This is a genomic window from Mycobacterium sp. SMC-4 (assembly GCF_025263265.1).
GTDB lineage: Bacteria > Actinomycetota > Actinomycetes > Mycobacteriales > Mycobacteriaceae > Mycobacterium.
Window position 1 is genome coordinate 1 of record NZ_CP079874.1, and the last position, 18,351, is coordinate 18,351.

At 64.2% G+C, this 18,351-nt stretch carries 17 protein-coding genes; 4 read left to right on the forward strand and 13 right to left on the reverse strand.

Features of this window, described 5'->3' with window-relative positions; all coding sequences use genetic code 11:
* The 3 genes from mobF to KXD98_RS28165 all read right to left on the reverse strand — a co-directional run.
* A partial coding sequence (gene mobF, locus KXD98_RS28155) for a MobF family relaxase (RefSeq protein WP_260765624.1) occupies nucleotides 1–2,485 on the reverse strand: 2,485 nt, incomplete at its 3' end.
* 176 nt (nucleotides 2,486–2,661) lie between these two features.
* On the reverse strand, nucleotides 2,662–5,784 hold the full coding sequence (locus tag KXD98_RS28160) for an RND family transporter (protein WP_011856887.1): 3,123 nt from the start codon (nucleotides 5,782–5,784) through the stop codon (nucleotides 2,662–2,664).
* A gap of 330 nt (nucleotides 5,785–6,114) precedes the next feature.
* Nucleotides 6,115–6,750: a TetR/AcrR family transcriptional regulator gene (locus KXD98_RS28165; RefSeq protein ID WP_011856886.1), complete on the reverse strand. Its 636-nt coding sequence runs from the start codon at nucleotides 6,748–6,750 to the stop codon at nucleotides 6,115–6,117.
* A 104-nt stretch (nucleotides 6,751–6,854) separates the two neighbouring features.
* On the opposite strand from KXD98_RS28165, the gene KXD98_RS28170 reads away from it, so the two are divergent.
* Complete coding sequence (locus KXD98_RS28170) at nucleotides 6,855–7,724, forward strand: metal-dependent hydrolase (RefSeq protein WP_011856885.1); 870 nt, start codon at nucleotides 6,855–6,857, stop codon at nucleotides 7,722–7,724.
* A gap of 133 nt (nucleotides 7,725–7,857) precedes the next feature.
* Here the strand turns inward: KXD98_RS28170 and KXD98_RS28175 are convergent, their stop codons facing one another.
* Genes KXD98_RS28175 through KXD98_RS28190 form a run of 4 tightly spaced genes read right to left on the reverse strand, consistent with a single transcriptional unit; the run spans nucleotide 7,858 to nucleotide 10,630 of the window.
* Nucleotides 7,858–8,748: an alpha/beta fold hydrolase gene (locus KXD98_RS28175; protein ID WP_011856884.1), complete on the reverse strand. Its 891-nt coding sequence runs from the start codon at nucleotides 8,746–8,748 to the stop codon at nucleotides 7,858–7,860.
* A gap of 58 nt (nucleotides 8,749–8,806) precedes the next feature.
* Entirely contained in the window at nucleotides 8,807–9,259 is a 453-nt protein-coding gene (locus KXD98_RS28180) for a PaaI family thioesterase (RefSeq protein ID WP_011856883.1), read from the reverse strand.
* Nucleotides 9,244–9,405: a hypothetical protein gene (locus KXD98_RS28185; protein ID WP_156442342.1), complete on the reverse strand. Its 162-nt coding sequence runs from the start codon at nucleotides 9,403–9,405 to the stop codon at nucleotides 9,244–9,246. The genes KXD98_RS28180 and KXD98_RS28185 overlap by 16 nt, the downstream gene beginning before the upstream one ends.
* Before the next feature lie 28 nt (nucleotides 9,406–9,433).
* Entirely contained in the window at nucleotides 9,434–10,630 is a 1,197-nt protein-coding gene (locus tag KXD98_RS28190; protein WP_011856882.1) for a cytochrome P450, read from the reverse strand.
* A 73-nt stretch (nucleotides 10,631–10,703) separates the two neighbouring features.
* On the opposite strand from KXD98_RS28190, the gene KXD98_RS28195 reads away from it, so the two are divergent.
* Nucleotides 10,704–11,300 (forward strand): TetR/AcrR family transcriptional regulator, encoded by a 597-nt coding sequence (locus tag KXD98_RS28195; RefSeq protein WP_011856881.1) that lies wholly within the window; start codon nucleotides 10,704–10,706, stop codon nucleotides 11,298–11,300.
* On the forward strand, nucleotides 11,297–12,346 hold the full coding sequence (locus tag KXD98_RS28200; RefSeq protein ID WP_011856880.1) for an LLM class flavin-dependent oxidoreductase: 1,050 nt from the start codon (nucleotides 11,297–11,299) through the stop codon (nucleotides 12,344–12,346). The genes KXD98_RS28195 and KXD98_RS28200 overlap by 4 nt, the downstream gene beginning before the upstream one ends.
* Before the next feature lie 48 nt (nucleotides 12,347–12,394).
* On the opposite strand, the gene KXD98_RS28205 is transcribed toward KXD98_RS28200, so the two are convergent.
* The 3 genes from KXD98_RS28205 to KXD98_RS28215 all read right to left on the reverse strand — a co-directional run bounded on the left by KXD98_RS28205 (nucleotide 12,395) and on the right by KXD98_RS28215 (nucleotide 14,118).
* Nucleotides 12,395–12,859 carry a DUF6188 family protein gene (locus tag KXD98_RS28205; RefSeq protein ID WP_024449209.1) on the reverse strand — a complete coding sequence of 155 codons (465 nt, stop codon included), beginning with the start codon at nucleotides 12,857–12,859 and terminating at the stop codon, nucleotides 12,395–12,397.
* A gap of 78 nt (nucleotides 12,860–12,937) precedes the next feature.
* A complete protein-coding gene (locus tag KXD98_RS28210) occupies nucleotides 12,938–13,609 on the reverse strand; it encodes a TetR family transcriptional regulator (protein WP_011856878.1) in 672 nt (223 codons plus the stop codon).
* On the reverse strand, nucleotides 13,606–14,118 hold the full coding sequence (locus tag KXD98_RS28215) for a PaaI family thioesterase (RefSeq protein ID WP_011856877.1): 513 nt from the start codon (nucleotides 14,116–14,118) through the stop codon (nucleotides 13,606–13,608). Before KXD98_RS28215 ends, KXD98_RS28210 begins: the two co-directional genes overlap by 4 nt.
* A gap of 102 nt (nucleotides 14,119–14,220) precedes the next feature.
* Between KXD98_RS28215 and KXD98_RS28220 the strand changes: the two genes are divergently transcribed.
* Nucleotides 14,221–14,913: a TetR/AcrR family transcriptional regulator gene (locus KXD98_RS28220; RefSeq protein ID WP_011856876.1), complete on the forward strand. Its 693-nt coding sequence runs from the start codon at nucleotides 14,221–14,223 to the stop codon at nucleotides 14,911–14,913.
* A 349-nt stretch (nucleotides 14,914–15,262) separates the two neighbouring features.
* Here the strand turns inward: KXD98_RS28220 and KXD98_RS28225 are convergent, their stop codons facing one another.
* The 3 genes from KXD98_RS28225 to KXD98_RS28235 form a co-directional block, all read right to left on the reverse strand.
* On the reverse strand, nucleotides 15,263–16,597 hold the full coding sequence (locus KXD98_RS28225) for a hypothetical protein (protein WP_011856875.1): 1,335 nt from the start codon (nucleotides 16,595–16,597) through the stop codon (nucleotides 15,263–15,265).
* A 128-nt stretch (nucleotides 16,598–16,725) separates the two neighbouring features.
* Entirely contained in the window at nucleotides 16,726–17,058 is a 333-nt protein-coding gene (locus tag KXD98_RS28230) for a helix-turn-helix transcriptional regulator (RefSeq protein WP_024449211.1), read from the reverse strand.
* The gene (locus KXD98_RS28235) at nucleotides 17,048–18,175 is read right to left on the reverse strand and encodes a tyrosine-type recombinase/integrase (protein WP_046363131.1); all 1,128 of its coding nucleotides are present in this window, start codon (nucleotides 18,173–18,175) and stop codon (nucleotides 17,048–17,050) included. Before KXD98_RS28235 ends, KXD98_RS28230 begins: the two co-directional genes overlap by 11 nt.
* Between the last annotated feature and the right edge of the window lie 176 nt (nucleotides 18,176–18,351).

Sequence of the window (18,351 nt, forward strand, 5' to 3'; positions counted from 1 at the left end):
GTTCACTGACCAGATCATGGGTGGGCGCCAAGAGCAGGGAGTGCTGTCCCTGATCGTTGTCTTCGCGCCATGCCTCAAAGGCCATGTCGAGGGCCATGGCGTCGGTGCCTACGTGGACGCGTTGGTGGTCGATGTAGAAGGCGATGCCCGACGGATCTCCCTCGCGCAGCGCGAGTCCGGCCTGGGCTTCGGAGGGCGAGGCGAACCGCATGACTTGGGAAAGAGTGATCGCGCCGCTGCTGTGGGCGAGGTCGCGCAGCACCCCGCCCGCGCTGATGGATGCGAGTTGTTTGTCGTCTCCGATGAGTCGGACGCTGGCTCCTCGGGCCAGCGCTGCGGCGATCACGGAGTCCAGGGCAAGGGTGCCGGCCTTGCCTGCTTCGTCGATGACCAGCAGGGTGTTCTCGTCGATGCGGTCGAACCATTCGCGGGCCGGATCGCTTGCGTCCGCGTGCGGGTTGGTGTGCAGCCAGTTGAATTTGTCGACGGTGTCGGCCACGTCGATGTCGATTTCGGCACGCAGGATTTGGGCGGCGCTGGCGCTCGGGGAGAGGCCGATAACTGTGCCGCCGGAGTCCTCCCATGCCCGTGCGAGGGCGGCCATCGCGGTGGTTTTGCCAGCACCTGCGGGCGCCAGTGCCAGCATCACTCGCTGACCGCGGCTGGCCATCTGGCGGACCAGCTCGGCCTGCCCGGCGTTGAGTTCGCGGCGGTGTGCGGCTTGGGATAGTAGGGCCATTTCGACGTCGGTGGAATCGACGCGGCGGCCATCGGTGAGGGTGGCAGCGGCCAGGATGCGTTGTTCGGCGGCGAGGATTTCGGCGCTGGTGTAGGTCTGGCTGCCGGCCAAGCGGTAGACGCTTGATCCGTCTCGACGGCGCAGTACATCTGGTTCACCGAGGTCGGTGTCGGGGCTGCTGGCGTGCCGCACGCTCAGTGGCTCAGACAGCGCGAGGTCTGCGATCTGGGCGGCCAGTCCTTCGGTGTTGGCATGCCCGCTTGACCGAATGACGCGCAGCGCCTCGGCCAGGACGTGGGTGCGCTGCCAGGTGGAGCGGGACTGTGAAACGGTGGCGATGACGCGCTGCGCCTGAGTGGTCATCCACTCCGAGGTGATTGGTGCCGCGGTGCGGGCAGCCCCGCCGAGGCAGCGTCCTAGCATCGCGTTGAGCGATTGCTCGTCGCCTAGTAGTCCGATGGCTTGGGCTCGCCATTCCTGCCGTTGTTCGGCCAGCGACCGCGGTTCGTGCTTGGCGGCGCGGGTCGCCAAGTTGGCCTGCTGGAACAGCGCGATGGACTCTGGTGTGGTGGGTTCGCGGCCATGCTCGGTTTGGAACTTCTTGGCCAGCACGGCGTATTCGGCGTCGATCGCGGCGCGTCGCGACGACCACAACTCGATCAGTTCTGGGCTGACGCCGACGACCTCGCGGACTTCCCGCTTGCCTTCTGGGGTGTGGCCGCGCGCGGCGAACTGCATCCCAAGTTCGGCGCCCAGGTATGCCTCCAGTCGGGTGTTGTACAACTCCGAGGCCGCGACCGTGGAGGCGTAGAGAGGTCGGCCGTCGAGGGCGTACCAGCGCCAGATGCCGTCGGTGCCGCGGGCGCGGACCTTGTTGGAGACCGCGACGTGGGTATGCAGGCCGGGGTCAGAAGCGCGGGTATCGCGGTGCAGGAAGTGCGCTGCAATGAAGCCGTCGGTGTCGACCTGTGCGATGCCTTGAGCGCCGATGCGGGTGTAGGCGGCATGGTCTTGCAGGTAGTCCTGGGCGTCCTCAACGGCTCGGGTGTGGCACTTTTCGATGATCTCTGCGATGTGCAGCGGCGCTAGTGCGTAGAGCGCGGAGACGCTTTTGACCGGGGTGTAGGTCATGTCGTAGCCGGCCACCGAGGTGGTGAGTTGGCGGGTTCCGCGGGCGATGTATCCGGTCAGTTCCCGTTCATCGGCGGGCGGTCGGCCGTGTTCTTCTTCGAACATCTCGGTCGCTATGCGCGTGCGCATAGCGGCCCGCTGTTCCTCGTCAATGGCGGCGTTCCAGTGCTTGCCGAGGCTGACGTTGTGGTCACGGAAAGCGACCGCAAGCCGTTGCTGCAGCGGGGTTTCCCCGGCGTTGACATGGAACGGGCGCCCGAGTTTGACGGCGGCGAGGGCACCGTTGCGGCTGGCTCCTTCGGCGATCAGGTGCCGTGCCAGCGGGGTCGCATTGGGGTGGACGCCGAGACCGAACAGGTTCTTCATCTGGTCCTCGGTGACTTCGGACCCGGCTTCGACGTTCCATTGCTCTGCGCCCTGGTCGGTGTAGACCCGGTGCTCCATCCCGGCCGCCAAGCCGGCGAGGCCACGTCCGGCCCACCGCCCCGGAGTCTCGCCCTTCGACGAGTAGTAATCCCCGAGCGATTCAGGCCCGGAGTGGGTGCGGTCGTGGGCAGCCACCTGCCGAACCAGATACAGGTATCCGGTTCCCGCAGTGAGCTTGTGGATACCCATCACGGCTTGAACGCTAGGCAGCGGTGATGACGATCCCAAGGCTCGGACGCCCCCACCGACCGACGCCACCCGAACCGCCGTTACCGAACCTACCGGCGCAGGGGTCGTATTCATTCGGGGTGAATACGCCTTCACGCTGGTCGGCATGTAGCGCCGGGTATTGCTCTGTTCGCTTTTCACCTCTCCTGGACCAGCACGTGAGGTGCGTCCTTAATGCCTCCTGGGTTGGTCTGACCGGGTCGCGGGTTTGTTGCTTTGGTGGGCCACCAGCTGGCTTCGCGTAGGAGTGTGGCGATGGCGGGCACGGTGAGGGTGCGCACGAGGAAGGTGTCGAGCAGCAGCCCGAAGCCGATGATGAGGCCGGCTTGGATCATGATGGCGACTGAGCCGACCATGAGGCCGAACATGCTGGCGGCGAATATGAGGCCAGCGGAGGTGATGACGGCTCCGGTGTTTGCCACGGTGCGCAGGACGCCGACGCGGATGTTGGTTCCGGATTCTTCGCGGAGCCGTGAGACGAGCAGCATGTTGTAGTCGGCGCCGACGGCGACGAGGATGATGAACGCCAGCAGCGGTACGGGCCAGGCGATTTCGTGGCCCAGTCCCCATTGGAAGACTACGACGCCGATGCCGAGTGATGCGAGGTAGTTGAGCACGACGGTGCCTAGTAGGTAGAGCGGTGCTAGGAGTGCGCGCAGTAGTAGGACCAGGATGACGCCGACGATGATGATGGTGGCGATGGCTAGTTGTGCGAAGTCGGCCCAGAGGAGTCGTTGGATATCGGAGTTGACGGCGGGGAAGCCGGCTACGGACACGGTGGCGTCGGCGAGTGACGTGTTGGGTCGTGCGGTGTTGGCGGTGTCGGTGATGCGGCTGGCGAGGTCCATGGCTTCAACGCTGTATGGGTCGTGGCTGCTTTCGATCATGAACCGCGCTGTTTTGCCGTCCGGTGAGAGGAATTGTTCGGCGACGTCGGTGAATTGCCGGTTCTCGAATGCGTTGGCGGGCAGGTAGAAACCGCTCGAGGAGTCGGAGTCGGCCGCTGCGCGCGAGGAGTTCTGTAGTTGGGTGGCGATCTGGCTCATGCCGGACAGCATTTCGATGTTGCTGTCGGCGAGGGTGCGGACGCCGGTGGCGAGTGCTTGGGCGCCGGAGGCCAGCTGTCCGATTCCGTCCTGCAATCGGCGGAGATTTGTGGTCAGGTCGGCGGGGTCACCCAGGGCTCCGAATGCCTTGTCCAGTGAGGCGACTGCGTTCTGGACGTTGGCGAGGGTGCCACCAACGGTGGCATTGGTGGCGGGATCGTAGCGGTCCCCGAGGTCGGCGATTTGGTTGAAGAATCCGTTGTCGCGCAGAGTGACCAGGATCTGGACCTGGTTGCGGATTTGGGCGCATTGTGGGGTGGTGGCGCACCAGGGTGAGGTGTTGAGGGCGCCGACGAGTGGGTCGAGTTGAGTGATTGCGTTTTGGGCTTGGTTGGCCAGCGGTCGTAGTCCTGGGCCGGATTGGATGGCTTGGTCGACGGCGGGGGCAGTGGCGGAAAGTTGTTGCAGCAGCGGCCGGAATTGGTTGACCTGAGTTCCTGCGGATTGGGCTTGGGTGAGGATTCCGGCTAGTGGTGTGAAGGCGGTGCGCACGGTGCTGTCGAGTTGGGCGAGGCCGTCGGCGAGCTGGTCGGCGCCGTCGGTGAGTTTGGTGAGGTCGTCCTTGCGGGAGTTGCCCTCGGCGACGGCGCCGGCCATTTTGTCGCCGATCTGGCCGTTCTGCCAGGCCAGTTCTGCTTGGTCGAGGCGCTCTCCGGTGGGGCGGGTGACTCCGGAAACCTTGGTGACGCCGGGGATCTGGGAGACGCGGGAGGCCATCTCGTCAAGATCGGCCAGTCCTTTGCCGGTCCGCATGTCGGTCGGATTTTCCACGACGAGGAATTCGCTGATGACGACGTCTTTGCGGAAGTGGCGGTCCAGCAGGTGGTAGCCCAGGTTGCTGGCCGTGGTGTCTGGTTGGCCCTTGCGGTCGTCGTAGCTGATTTTGATGGTTGCTGCCGCTGCCGACAGGGCGAGCAAGATGACCAGGCTGACGATGAGTAGTGGCACGGGACGGCGGACCACGGCGACGGCGACGCTGTTCCAGTAGCGGCGGGTGCGATCGGGTTTGGGTTCACCGATGCCGCGTTTGGCGGCTAGCGACAGCACCGGTGGCAGCAGGGTTACGGTGGCCAGAAATCCGAACAGTACGGCGATGGCACACGCGGGGCCAAGGGCGGCGAAGACGCTGAGCCGCGCGAAGACCATGGCCAGGAACGCGAGTGCGACGGTGGCGGCGGAGGCGAGGATGACGCGCCCGATGCTGGCGGTGGCGTGGATGACGGCCTGATCGGCGGGTACTTGGGCGCGGCGCTGTTCGTGGTATCGGCTGATCAGAAATACGGTGTAGTCGGTTCCCGCGCCGAGCAGGATCGCAGTCATGAAGGCGACGGTGAACTGGGAGACGGGCATGCCCATCTCGCCGAGGGCGGACAGCACGCCGCGCCCGACTGCCAGGCTCAACCCGATTACTAGCAGCGGTAACAGCGCGGTGAACACCGACCGGTAGACGATCAGCAGGATCAGGGCGATCACGCCCGCGGTAGCGATTGAGATCAGCAGCAGGTCGTGCTCGGCGGATGCGATCATGTCGCTGAAGGTTGCCGGTGGTCCCGTCACTTGCACAGTCGTGGTCGAGCCGGTGAAGACCTCGGCGGCGATGTTGCGCACCGCGTTTACCGATTCGGCGGCCGTGGGGTCTCCGAGGGTGCCGGTGACACCTACGGGCAGGTACCAAGCTTTGCGGTCGGCGCTGACTGCCTGGGCTTCGGTAATCGGATCGGACAGTAGGTCCTGCACCAGCAGGACGTGGTTGCCTTCGCCCTGCAACCGGCGCACGAGTTCGCCGTAGCGCTGCCGTGCAGTCGGAGTCAAGCCATTGGGGTCTTCCATGGCGACGAACACCATGGTTTTTGAGCCTTCTTCGCCGAAAGCGGCGCTCATGCGGTCAACCGTCTGCAAGGACGGCGCATCGCGAGGGATGAGGTCCACCGACTGTTGGCGCACCACGGTTTCTAGCTGGGGGAACAGCAACGCGAGGACGACCGCGGCGCCTAGCCATACCCCGATGACCAGCGCTTTGTGTCGGAGGGTGAATCGGGCTAGCGCTGCCAACCGTTCGCTGTACTCGCGGGTTTCGGCCGGGTTGGGGGATCCGTTGTCCCGCTGGCCACGGCGCGTGGCCTGGCCTGGGGAATCTGCAGTGCCGTCGGTCACTGGGCCTCCACTAGTAGCGAATCGTAGCGATACTATCGGTATCGCTACGCTACCGCATGTAGTGCAAGTGGTGGCGGGGCCGTCGTCGCCAGGCCGCGCAAAGCGCGCGGCTGGCGAAGGGGCCGGCGACCGCTATCGAGTCGGGACCGGGCCGACGGTCGCAGTGGGCAGAGGAATGATCGAACACTCAGTGGGTTTCTGGAAGCCAGGGCTGACGCTGTAAGTCGACGACACTGGCCTTGGATGCCGTTCAGGGTCTTGCTGTTGCTGTTCTCGGACGTTGGTCGTCGGGCGCACGCACGGCCACATCGCGTAGCGGGGCCGCTAGCTCTAGGTTTGCGCTTCGGTTGTGGCCGACTGGCCCGTGTTCTGCAGCAGCACGTAATTGCCTAGGCTGCCCAGGAAACCTGCGCAGTGCTGAACGAGTTCATCTGTGGTGAATTCCAGTTCTCCGTCGAGTCGGCGGCGCAAGACTTCGAATAGCCCTCCCACGCCCAAGGTCGAAGCCAAATGGGCAACCCCCACGGCAGAGTCGGCGATGTCGAGGTGAAGTCTGGCTTCGCGCAAGACAAGGTCGGTGAAACCTGCCATTAGTTCGCTGCGTAGCTCTCGGAGCAGCGGCTCGGTTGCAGATTCCACGAACAGGATCCGACCCAGCCGCGGGTCGTTGTCGATCATGCCGACCAGCCTGCGGATTGGCGCGTACGCCAATACCTCCGGTGGCTCGCCGGCATCGGGGATCGCGTCGACTATCACCTCCTGGAAGGTGGCATAGAGCTGCTGGTAGACAGCCCGCAGGAGTGCGTCTCGGTCGGAGAAGTGCTGGTAGAAGTACCGTGACGTGACACCCGATTCAGCGCAGACGGCAGTCACAGTGGCGGCGGCAACGCCGCGCGTGCCGATCAACTCCGTTGCGGCCTCGATGAGACGGGTGCGCCGGTTCCGGTGACGCTCCTCGGCGGACATTCCGCTATACACCCGCGCCGAAACCACGTGGATAGCTTGCCATCTAATTCTGACAAGGCTTAGAGTCAGATTGACAGCGCGTCCTTGGCGAATGGGAGAACAACATGAGCGACGATTCGTCCACACGGCCCACCGCACGGGTCGTCCCGAAGCCCCGCCGTGTTCGATTCGATATGCCTGCTGGGACCAGTCGGCAGCACTTCGTTGATGGCGACTTGGTGATGAGCCACTTTGTGTCCACCTTGTCGGCCACGTTCCCCGAAGGCGAAGACTTCTTTATCCGGTCAGTCCGCGAGTACCGGGACCACATCAGCGACGCTGACCTCAAGGAGGCGGTCAAGGGGTTTATCGCACAAGAGGCCACCCACCGACACCAGCATCGGCTGCTCAACGATCGGCTTCAAGCAATGGGCTATCCCACCGAGGGGATCGATCGGCATGTCAAGAAGCTGGTTGGCCGACTTGAGAAGCGTTTTTCTCCCAAGATGCGCCTGGCTGTGACGGCCGCCCTCGAGCACTACACGGCGACATTCGCCGAGATCATTCTCACCAGCGACGAAGCTCAAGAACTGATCGGCGACACCGAAGTGCGGCCTATTCTGCTCTGGCACGCACTGGAAGAATGCGAGCATAAGGCCGTTGCTTTCGATGTCTACGAGACGGTCGGTGGAAGCGAACGCACCAGGGTCTGGGGGATGCGGATCGCCAGCCTCCTCTTGTTCAGCGAGTTGGTCATCCAGACCACCCGCTCTCTGGCTGGTGACCGTTCCGCCTACAACCCGGTGCGCTTGCTGCGCAGCCTTCGAGCCTTCCGTCATAACCCGCTATTCAGCCCAGCAGCAATTGCGCGCTTTCGCTCCTACACCCGCGCCGGATTTCATCCCGACGACTGGGACAGCGCAGAAATCCTCGAACGCTGGACCAAGGAACTCTTCGACGCCGATGGTGGCCAGCAAGTGCGTAGTGGCGTCTAGCTCGACCAGAGCCCGGCACAGTTCAAAGTCGGCCTTAACCGAAGAACACTTCATGGGCTCCGCTTCGCGCGCTGTGAAGTCAAGATCGGTTCTGACTACTGGCCGATCGATGGTGCTCGACCAACGTCGCGACCTACAGGAGGTTCCGGCCGAGGAACTCGGTGACGGCGCAGCCGAAGGCGTCGTTGTCGTCGCCGGCGATCATGTGTCCGGTGCCGGATACGTCGACGGTCTCGGCGTGGGGAACCAGTTGCTTGAACTCGTCGACGGTGGCTTGGGAGACCACGTCGGACAAGAGGCCCCTTACGAGAAGTGTTGGGGCATTGACCCGTCGGGCTCCGTCGATCAGCAGGTGGCTGATTGCGTCGAATTGCTCCGTTCCCGTGGTCGATTCGTCGCGGAGAAAGTCGAAGTTGGAGTGAATGAATGCCGGGTCCCACCGCCAGATCCAGCGGCCGTCGTGACGCTGCCGTAGCACCTTGCGCAGGCCGTCGACGTTGGCCGGGCGCGAGCGATGGGGGTTGTACGCGGCGATCACCTCTGCGGCGTCAGAGAGGGTGCTAAAGCCATCGGGATGTGCGGCCATGAACGTCACCACGCGACGGGCGCCCTGGAATTCAAGTCGCGGGGTGACGTCGACCAGGACGACCGCCGCCCACGACGCCCCGGATGTCAACAGATGCGTGCCGAGCACGGTCATGCCCCCAAGGGATGCACCTACGACCGCAGGGGCGGTATAGGCGCTGAAGTGCTCGCGCACGGCGAGAAGATCGGTCGCGAGTCGCTCGATGTCGTACCTGCCGGCTGGGTCCCAGTCGCTGTCGCCGTGACCGCGGGTGTCGTAGGCGACGACTGTGTATCCGCATGCGTGGAGGCGACGCGCTGAAGTGCTCCACGCGTGCCGGTTCTGGCCGCCGCCGTGCAGGAGCAGCACGACGGGACGGGCGTCATCGTGGCCGTAGCAGTCCGCAGCCAGGGCGATCCCGTCCTGGGTTCGGACCCGATGCTGCACGGCGGAGGTCATGACACCTTCCTGGCGAGATCGTCGTCCGCCCGAAGCGTGGGCCCGGCAGCAAGCGCCTTCATAGTGCGTTGCCCGCGGCGTTCACGATCGTGACCGTGCCCTGGGCTACGCAGACGGCTTTGTCGCCGTTGCTAATGTCGATGCGCGCCACTCCACTGCGCTTGCCCAGCGACACGATGTCGGTGACGGCGACACACACACCGGTGGACACGGGTCGCAGCAGGTTTAGCTTGAATTCGGTGGTGGCGACCCATGATCCGGCCGGAATGACGGGGTAGAACACGACTCCGAGACAGTGGTCGACCATCGCCGATAGACATCCGCCGTGCAGGGTGCCGAAGGGTGTGAGCAGTTCGGCACGGGTTTCCATCTCTGCCACCAGCCGACCGGCGGCGAGTTCGGTGTGCCGAAAGCTCAGAAACCTCGACAGTCCACCTGCTGTGTTCGGCGATCTGAGCAGCTGGTCGGCGATCTGCTCATCGAAGTGCGCGAATGTCACTGCCACCACCATGCCCCTTTCTCCTGTCCGGTCATGGGTCGATCACCGTTCGAGCCCGCGAATCGTTTGAGCATGTCGCCGAATGCGCCGAGGTCGCCGTGCGCGGCGGAGTGCTCGATATCGACGGCGATGAAGAACCTGGCCGCGCGGTGATGCACACGACGCGTCGTCGAGGAGGGGCACGGGCTAGACCGGTGTGGTCCAAGTGATGGGCAGCGATGTGTAGCCGCGGATCGGTCCGGACCGCAGCCGCCGCGCCGATTCAAGATCGACCTCCCAGTCGGGCACCTTGTCCAACAGAGCATCCAGAGCGATGCGGGCCTCCATCCGCGCCAGTGCCGCGCCCAGACAGAAGTGGATGCCGCGACCGAAGGCGACCTGGTGCTCACTGGTGCGCTCGATGTCGAACACGTCAGGATCGGGGAAGGCGCGCTCGTCGCGGTTGGCCGACCCGAACAGCAGCAGCACCTTCTCACCTTGACGCATGGTCGTGTCGTGCAGTGTGACGTCGCGGGTCAGGGTTCGTGAAAGTCCCTGTGCCGGTGAGTCGTAGCGCAGCAACTCCTCAACTGCCGGCCCCAATAGTGTTCGATCGGCGGCCAGGCGTCGGCGGGTCTGCCGATGCTGGGCCAGCACGACCGCGGAGTTCCCCAGCAGATTGGTGGTGGTCTCGTAGCCCGCGACGAGCAGCAGCGCGCAGAAGCCGAGGACTTCCTCGTCGGTCAGTCTGATCCCGTCGACTGTGGCGTTCGCCAACGCCGACATCATGTCCTCGCGGGGGGTTTGGCGGCGGTCGGCGAGGAAGTCGGTGAAGTAGGCGTAGATCGAGGTGGCGGCGGTCAGTGCGTCGGTGGTTTGTCCGTGGTTGACGTCGACCTGGACCAGTTGGCTCGACCACAATCGGAACTGATCACGATCGGTGGCGGGAATGCCCAGTAGATCGGCGATCACCGCGGCGGGCAGGATCGCGGCGAAGTCGGTCACGAAGTCCGCCGAACCAGAGCCCTCGTCGAGGCGCTCGAACAACTCCGCGGCCATCTGTGTGATGGCGCCCTGCAGCCCGGCCACCCGCCGGGGAGTGAACGCCCGGCTCACCAGGGCACGCAACTGGTCGTGGCGCGGAGGGTCCATCACGATCATCATCGGCAGGAACGAGCCGATGAAGTCCGATCCCGGTGGGGTGGGGAAGATGCCGTCCACCGAGGAGTACGTGCCGTGATCCAGTGCTGCGGCCTGGACGTCGGCGTGCCGGCTCAACACCCAGGTATGGGATTCCTCGGCGCGGTACACCGGAGCCGTGTCACGCAACGACCGATACGTCGGATAGGGGTCGTTGAGAATCGAGGCGTCGAACGGGTCGTAACGAATTTGCACCGAGACCACCAAGACCTCCGACCACCAAAGTAACGACGGTTTAGACTCGCAGTCTAAACCGGCCGAACGGGACAGGGGGGCAATGCGCAAGATTCCACGTCAGATCTCTGACCGGCTTCCCGCCGCGGCGGACTTGTTCGCCGAGAAGGGGCTCAACGACTCCAAGATCGAAGACGTCGCCGCGGTGACCGGTGTGCCGAAAGCGACGCTGTACTACTACTTCGCCGGTAAAGAGGACATCCTTGCTTTCCTGCTCGAAGACCTCCTCAAGGACATCTTCGATGCTGTGACCGCGATCGTGCACACCGGCGGCACCGGTGCCGAACGCCTCGAACTCGTGATCCGCGCACAACTGCGGGCAATGGCGCAGCGGCCAGCGGTATGCCGTGCACTCATCGGCGAATTGGGACGAGCGGCCCGCATGCCGGCTATCGCCGAGATGATCAATACCGCCTACCAACAACCCGTCGAAACCCTGCTCATCGAAGGGGCCCGCGACGGATCCCTCGTCGCTCAGCCCGATGCGCGATCGACGTCGATTGCGCTGTTCGGCGCGGTCACCATCAATGCACTCATGTACCTGGTCACCGATAACCACCTCGACGAGACGGTGGTCGCCAGCACCCTCAGCGCCGTCATGTTCGACGGGCTGCGCCCGCGCACAGGAGACCAGTCATGAGCACCTACGGCCTGTCGGTTCTCGGCGCGGATCTGAAGTCACTGGCCCAGACCGCCCAGGCCGCTGATGCGGCCGGGTTCGACGCCGTATGGGCCTCGGAGTTCTATTCTCGGTCCGGATCGATCTCCATGGCCGCGATGGCCAACAGCACCCAGAACTGTCGGATCGGTTCCTCCATTCTCTACGGCGTCGGCCGAAGCCCCCTGGTGCTGGCCACCGAGGCGCGCGACCTCGACGAACTCTCCAACGGACGACTGGTACTCGGCATCGGCAACGGCACCAAACGGATGATGGGCGACTGGCACGGCGTGCCCGACACCTCCGCACCCGCCCTGCGGATGGAAGAACTCGTGATGCTGCTGCGCCGGATATGGAACCTGCATGAAGGCCCGATCCATCACGAGGGCCGTTTCTACAGAATGAATCTCACCCCGACCGGCGACGTGGGACCCTCCAGCAGGCCGATCCCGATCGTCACTGCCGGTGTCCGGCCCCGGATGTGCGAGGCGGCCGGGCGGGTGGCCGACGGCCTAGCCGGACATCCGCTGTTCACAACCACCTACGTCGAAGAGGTCGTCCGGCCCGCTATCGCCAGGGGCGCCGCGCACACCGGCCGCGACCCCAATGACGTGGAAATCATTTCCATGGTGATGTGCGCCATCCACGACGACGCCGAGGTCGCCAGGCGCGAACTGGCGCAGCAGATTGCGTTCTACTCCTCGGTCAAATCCTACGAGACGGTACTCGATGTGAACGGCTTCGCCAGCGAAGGCCGAGCCATCCGGCAAGCATTCGCCCAGCGCGATTTCCCGGCGATGTTCGCCGCTGTGTCCGAGGAGATGATCGACGCCATGGGTGTCGCCGGGACGGCGCACGAGGTCCGTGAACAATTGAGACGGTACAACGGCGTCCTCGACCACATCATGCTGTATTCACCATCGGTCGGCATCACTGCCGAACGCGTGCAACAAAACCTCGACAGCATCATCCGGGAATGCTCGCCCGCCTCGATGTCGCCAGGGCGGTCCTGTCCACGTTCAACCTGATCCACGTATTGCCGCCCAAGTCGACCCGTCGCAGTGTCCGCGGCCGGATTAGTGGGTCTGCCGCGCCGACCCCGCCGATGATTGCCTGACGCTGTTGACGATGTTGGCGTCGTCGGTGTCGGGGAGGTCATGGCGGACCACGCGTACCCGTCCTTGAGGTAGACAGGCCATGTAGCCGTGGCGCATGCCATAGAGCTCCCACGCTGTCTGTTCAGCGTCGGGATCGACATCGATGCGATGTCCGCGCGAGAAGCTCAGGTGTAGCCCTCCATCGTCGCTGGACCAGGCCTGGGTGCACAGTGCGCCGGCGAGGTTCAGCAGCGGGCGTTCGTGGGTCGCGATCCTGAGGGGGTCAATACGCACCGCCTCGATGGGGTAGGTGCCGACGGCAGGAAGCGTCAATAGTAGGGGGCAGGAGATGACGATTTCGTTGTAATCATCGAAATCCAGAACCAGGCCGCCGTGCAGCGAGAGGCGTTGTACGACAAGGTTTTCGATCCATTGGGTGTACATGGCAGTCTCTTTTCGACGCATCGTTGAGCCGTATCCCCAAAGAGTACGCCAAGTATCGCTGCGATACCAGCAGTATCGTTACCGGTAGACGGCTGGCCTAGCAGCGCTGGTCACGACGCGCCTGGTGGCTCGGTCAATGCGGTCGCGGGTGTCGGCGGCTGTCGCGCGGTGGCCGCTGAAGGCCACGAGGTTGGCCAGCCAGATGTCGGAGATGATCCCAGCCACGTGCAGATCGGTAGGAGTGGGCTCGCCGCCCCTGAGCGTGCGGGCCAGCAGGATCTGGATCTCATCGGCCGCGCGGTCGAGTTCCGCGGCGGCGCGGGTATCTGCGACTGCGAAGGCCCGTGTCATGGCCGTCGTCAGCCATGGGTCGCGCTGCCAGCGGTCATGCAGATGTGCGGTGAGCCGTTCGAGCCGTTCCAGCGGTGTGCCCTCACCACTCGCCCAGTCCCCGGCCGAGTCGAGTCGACGGAACTCGCGCGTCAGCGCTGCCACCAGCAAGTGGGTTTTCGCCGGGAAATAGCGGTAAAGCGTGCCGACGGCGATGCCGACCCGCTCGGCAACTGTCCGCATCTGAACCGCCTCGTAACCACCCGCCGCGGCCACGACCAAAGCTGCATCAAGAATGGTCTCCCGGCGCCGTGCGGACGCGCGTGAACGCGACGCGTTAGCGGCTCGCTTCTCTGCAGCGACCGAGTTCGCTTCCGAAGGCGGGGTTTTCCCGTGGCTGCGCGCCTGAGGGACAGTCATGACGGCTCCGGGTCGAGGCCGCCGCGGCGCGAGAACTGCTCCAGAAGATCGCCGAAAGCGCTGACATCGCCGTGTGCGGCGAAGTGCTCAGGGCTGACGACAATGAACACTGCACTGGCGGTGAAGCGGGCGATCCCACCCTCACCCGTGCCTGTCGCCGTGACATGCAGCGCCCGCCCTTCACGAGAGACGATGTGGGCAGTAATCCGGTGGGTCTGATGCAGCGGCACCGGCCGCAAATATTCGACCGTCAGGGTGCGGGTCACCGCCGGGGTTCCGGCGATCCACAACGTGAAGCCCAGGACGTCATCACATGCCGCGGCCACTGCCCCGCCATGGGCCAGGCCCGGGGCCCCGATATGGCGCTCATCGAACGTCACATCGGTGTACACCGCGTCGCCGCTACGATGCACCACCAACCGCAGTCCGTGGGGGTTGTCCGGGCCGCAACCCATGCATGTCGTGGTGTGCGAGGGCAGCCGCTCGGGCGGCAACAGGCTTTCGGGCACCGTCACCCTCCAATACGATCGGTTTCGCTGCGCTACCGTTAGTACCACACTGCTAGACTGCCGTGACAGCATCGCGTGAAGATCGACCGCCGAGGTGAACGAGTGAGCGACAGTCAGGCAGTGCCCGTCCCTGACGACGACGTGGACCCTCGGCTCATCCGGTCACGCACCCGGCTGCTGGATGCTGCGGCAACGCTACTGAGCACCGGTGGGGTGGAAGCGGTCACTATCGATGCCGTCACCAAAGCATCCAAAGTGGCCCGAACCACGCTGTACCGCCACTTCCACAGTTCGTCGCATTTACTGGCAGCCACGTTCGAACGCCTACTTCCACAAGTGACCACTCCGGCACCGACCAGCGGACCCCTCCGTGAGCAGCTGATCGAATTGCTCAGCCGCCAAGCCGCCCTTTTCAACGACGCACCGCTGCATGTCACGACACTCGCGTGGCTCTCATTGGGGCCCACCGGCTCCAATGCCCAAGCGGAAGACCGCCACACATCCGGGGCGCTACGGACCCGAGTTGTCGATCAATATCGTCAACCATTTGACGCCGTACTCACCAGCCCAAAAGCTCAAGCCGAACTCAACGACTTCGACCAGGAACTGGCGCTTTGCCAACTCGTCGGACCACTCGCCTTCGCCCGAATGACCGGGCTTCGCACTATCACTCACAATGACTGCGCGAACATCGTCGATGACTTTCTCGCCGCCCACCGCAACACCGACAGCGACGCCATAAAATCGAACATCGCCACCAAGAAGACGGGCCGCCCGGCGCGCTCAGCTCGCTAGGCACAACGAAATCACAATGTCGAGCCGGCTGGTCTTCGGGCCCTTTTCGCCTCTCGCAAATCGCGTCGGTGATGGCATCGAAGGACCATTCGTCGCCATCATCGGCGAGGCCGTACGCTGGTTTCCGTTCCACAGCGAGGTGCGGAGACTCGCAGCAGGGTAGTGAGCTACCCGAAGTGCAGGTCACCCGCGGTTCGGCGTCTCAGACGCTTGAGGGCGCGCAACTGCTTGAACCCGTTTCTCGATTGCTTGACTTGTGGCGAGGAGGATTGACAAAGAACAACTTTGACGAGAGCAGGCGAATCGTGGCCTCGGCGGCATGGAGTGGTTACGACATCGCTGTTGCGAGTTAGCTCCGCCTTCGATGCGGCATTGATCTGCCGCGTTCGGTGACGTAATCGGTCCAGTCGCGGGCGGCGAGTTTGGCCCAGGCGGCTGCGTTCTTGGTGGTGATCGCGAGCAGTTCGGCCAGCACGGGTGCGGGCATGTCGCTGGCGAGCTGGAAGAGGGCGGCTTTGCGATGTTCGTAGGGTTTCACCCCGACCGCGACGAGCTGGGTGCGGATGTTCTCGGTGGACAGGTGGGTGCCGGGAAGTCGGCCGGGGAACAGCCAGCCCGTATGGGATGGGGTGTAGCGGCTTTCGCATTGCTGCTCCAGATGCTCGCGGATGAGGTCGTCGAGTAGGGGAGGCATTTGGATGGGGATGGCGGCGAAGACGACATGCACGGCGTGATCGTCGGAGATCGAGATTTGGCTTGATCGCAGGGCGACGATGCGCGAAAGAGGTTGGGCGAACAACAATGTGAGCAGTCCCGCGATGCGGGTTTTGCGGCGGATTGTGTCGTCGTGCAGCAGCCGCCCGACGGCGGCCCACCGCTGGGAATCCGAGACGGTTACCGAGGGAGGTGACCGTGGCGGATCGGTGACCCTCAGTGTGGTGTTGATGCGGGATTGGCGTAGCCAGACGAGGAAGGCGTACTCGGCAGTGAGCGGCCTCCGGTGGAGCGCCTGGTAGCGCTCCAGCATCTCCTGTGTCGCTGTCGCCGGAGTGGCGTCGTGGGTGTGCAGAAACGCCATGAACTGAATCGCCACGCGGACGCGACGACGGCAGGCATCGGTCATCGATCTCGTCAGCCGGTTCTCGTGGGAGGCCTTGCGCATCTGGCGCAGTACATGCCAATGCGCGAATCGGCGAACGATGGCGGCGTCTTCGGCCGGAAGCTCGGCTACAACGTCCTCGATCCAGGGCAGCATCCGTTCGACGCGGATGTCGATCGGGCCCAGAACGCCGACCGCGACCAGGAGGCTGCGCAAGTAATCGTGGGCTCGGTCCGAGGGAAGATCGCTGAAGGTGTCGTGGCTGATTTCACGCGTTCCGCAGGCCATGTCGCGAAGGAGCTGCGGGCCGGTACCGGGCTTCTTTCGCAGCCACCAGAGCACCGTCTGTGGGCGGTCGGCGTTGATCAGTTCGTCGAACACGGGCCGTAGTCGGTGATGAATCGTGCCGCTGATCGGGTCGGTGAGCAGCTCGGTGAGGCGCTCGCGTAGGAAGCAGCGGGCGCATCGGTAGAACCCGTAGGGGTGTTCTTCGCGGCCGCATTCGCTGCAGGTGAAGATCGATGCGACACCGGCGCAGGAGGCGCACACGATGGCATCGTCGAGCTGCCACGCCAGTGGCCGCACGGTCTCACACCGCGGGCATTTCTCGGGGTGATAGTGCCGTCTGCGACGGCATGCGACACAGATGCGACGCCCGTGCGTCAGTGGGGTTAGCCGGATGGTGCTTGCACACTCCCAGCAGGCCCGCTGAGTCACTGGTTGTCGTGGGGGCGGCGGATGGTGGCGCGGATGGGTCGCAGGTCGCCGATGCCGGGTCCGCTGTCGTTGACCGCGGGCGCCTCACGGACTTGTTCGGCGACGAGCTCGAGCAGGTCGTTGGGCGTGCACGACAAGATGTCGCAGAGGGCGGCGAGCAGGTCGAGATTGATGCGCTGCGGGGGCTTGGTCGCGATCCGGTGCACCATCTGTCGGGAGATCTCCACGCCACGCTCGTGCAGCGGTGCGACAAGGTCGGTGGTGGCGAACATTCCGTTCTGGGCCATCAGCTGACGCAGGTTCCACCGCAGCACGGTCCTAGTGCTCATCTCCGCCTTCACCTGTCGTCGTGGATGATCCGTAGACGCGGCGCAGCGCCGCCTGCAGTGTTTTGGTCTTGAAGTCGTCGGACACCGAGGTATAGATCGCGGTGGTCGAGGCATACGAGTGCCCCACCTGTTCGGTGACGAACCGCTCCGGATAACCGAACTCGATCAGATGGGTGACATAGGAGTGCCGCAGGCAGTGCAAGGTGAGCTCGGCAGGCAGTCCCGCTTGCACCCGTGCGACGGCGAATCGCCTATCCATGGTCTTGGTCGCCACGCGCCGTCGACGCTCGGTCAGCCAGAGCTCTTGACGGTTCCCGGGGCTGAGGAGTGGGCGGCCGTGGTCGACCCATTGGCGCAGTCCGTCGATCACCCAGTCGAACTCCGGAACGGCGAGCACGGTGCGACGCCTGGGAGAGCTGCCGCGACGTGATTTGGCGTAGCGAACGTGGACGGCGCCGAACGTGCCCCAGGCCGGCATCCGCGAGTTCGGACGCAGGTCGGCGAGATCGAGATAGCACAGCTCGCGGCGGCGTAAACCGAAGGCGTAGGCCGTCTTGATCATCTGTGCGTCGCGCAGCGCCGCGAACGCGCCTTTGTTCCTGGACCGAGCGAGAACATCGACGCGATCATCGAGGAAATCGAACAATGTTTCCAGTTCGTCGTAGGTGAACGGGCGACGCGCGGGCTTGCCCTCGTAGTCGACCAGATGCGCGGCGGTGTTGTAGTCGTGACAGACCTGCGATGGGATCCGTCCGAACCTGTTCTCGCATTGCGCGATCCAACCGTAGCGGCTATCGAGTAGGTAGTCGCAGAACATCCGCAACGACATGTGATAGCCGCGAATGGTCGACGGTGCTTTGCGTTCCGGGCCCGACATCAAAGCGGCCGTGAAGTCTTCGACATCGCCGGCAGTCCAGTCCCACGGAGGCGCCCCGGCGAACTCTGCGAACCGCCGCACCAACGCCAGCCGCGGCTCGATCGTGGCCTCAGCAGCGAGTAGCCGAGACGCCTGTTGACGACCCCACCCAGACAGCATCGCTTCGAAGACTGCGCTGGCCTCGTCCAGGTGAACCACGCCCGAGGCAAGAACCAAGTGCGCCGACCCCGGAACGCTCACAAGAGAACCTCCATCTATCGTCAACTTAGAGTTGTCAATGACAACCGCAAGTTACCACACCTGCGAGCGAAATCCGTCTACCAGGAGGAACACGAAAGTGGTTCAATGAAGCGCATCCGGCGCTGGTCCCATGCGCCAGATATACGCGTCAACTTCAGGTTGATTCGCGACCTTCG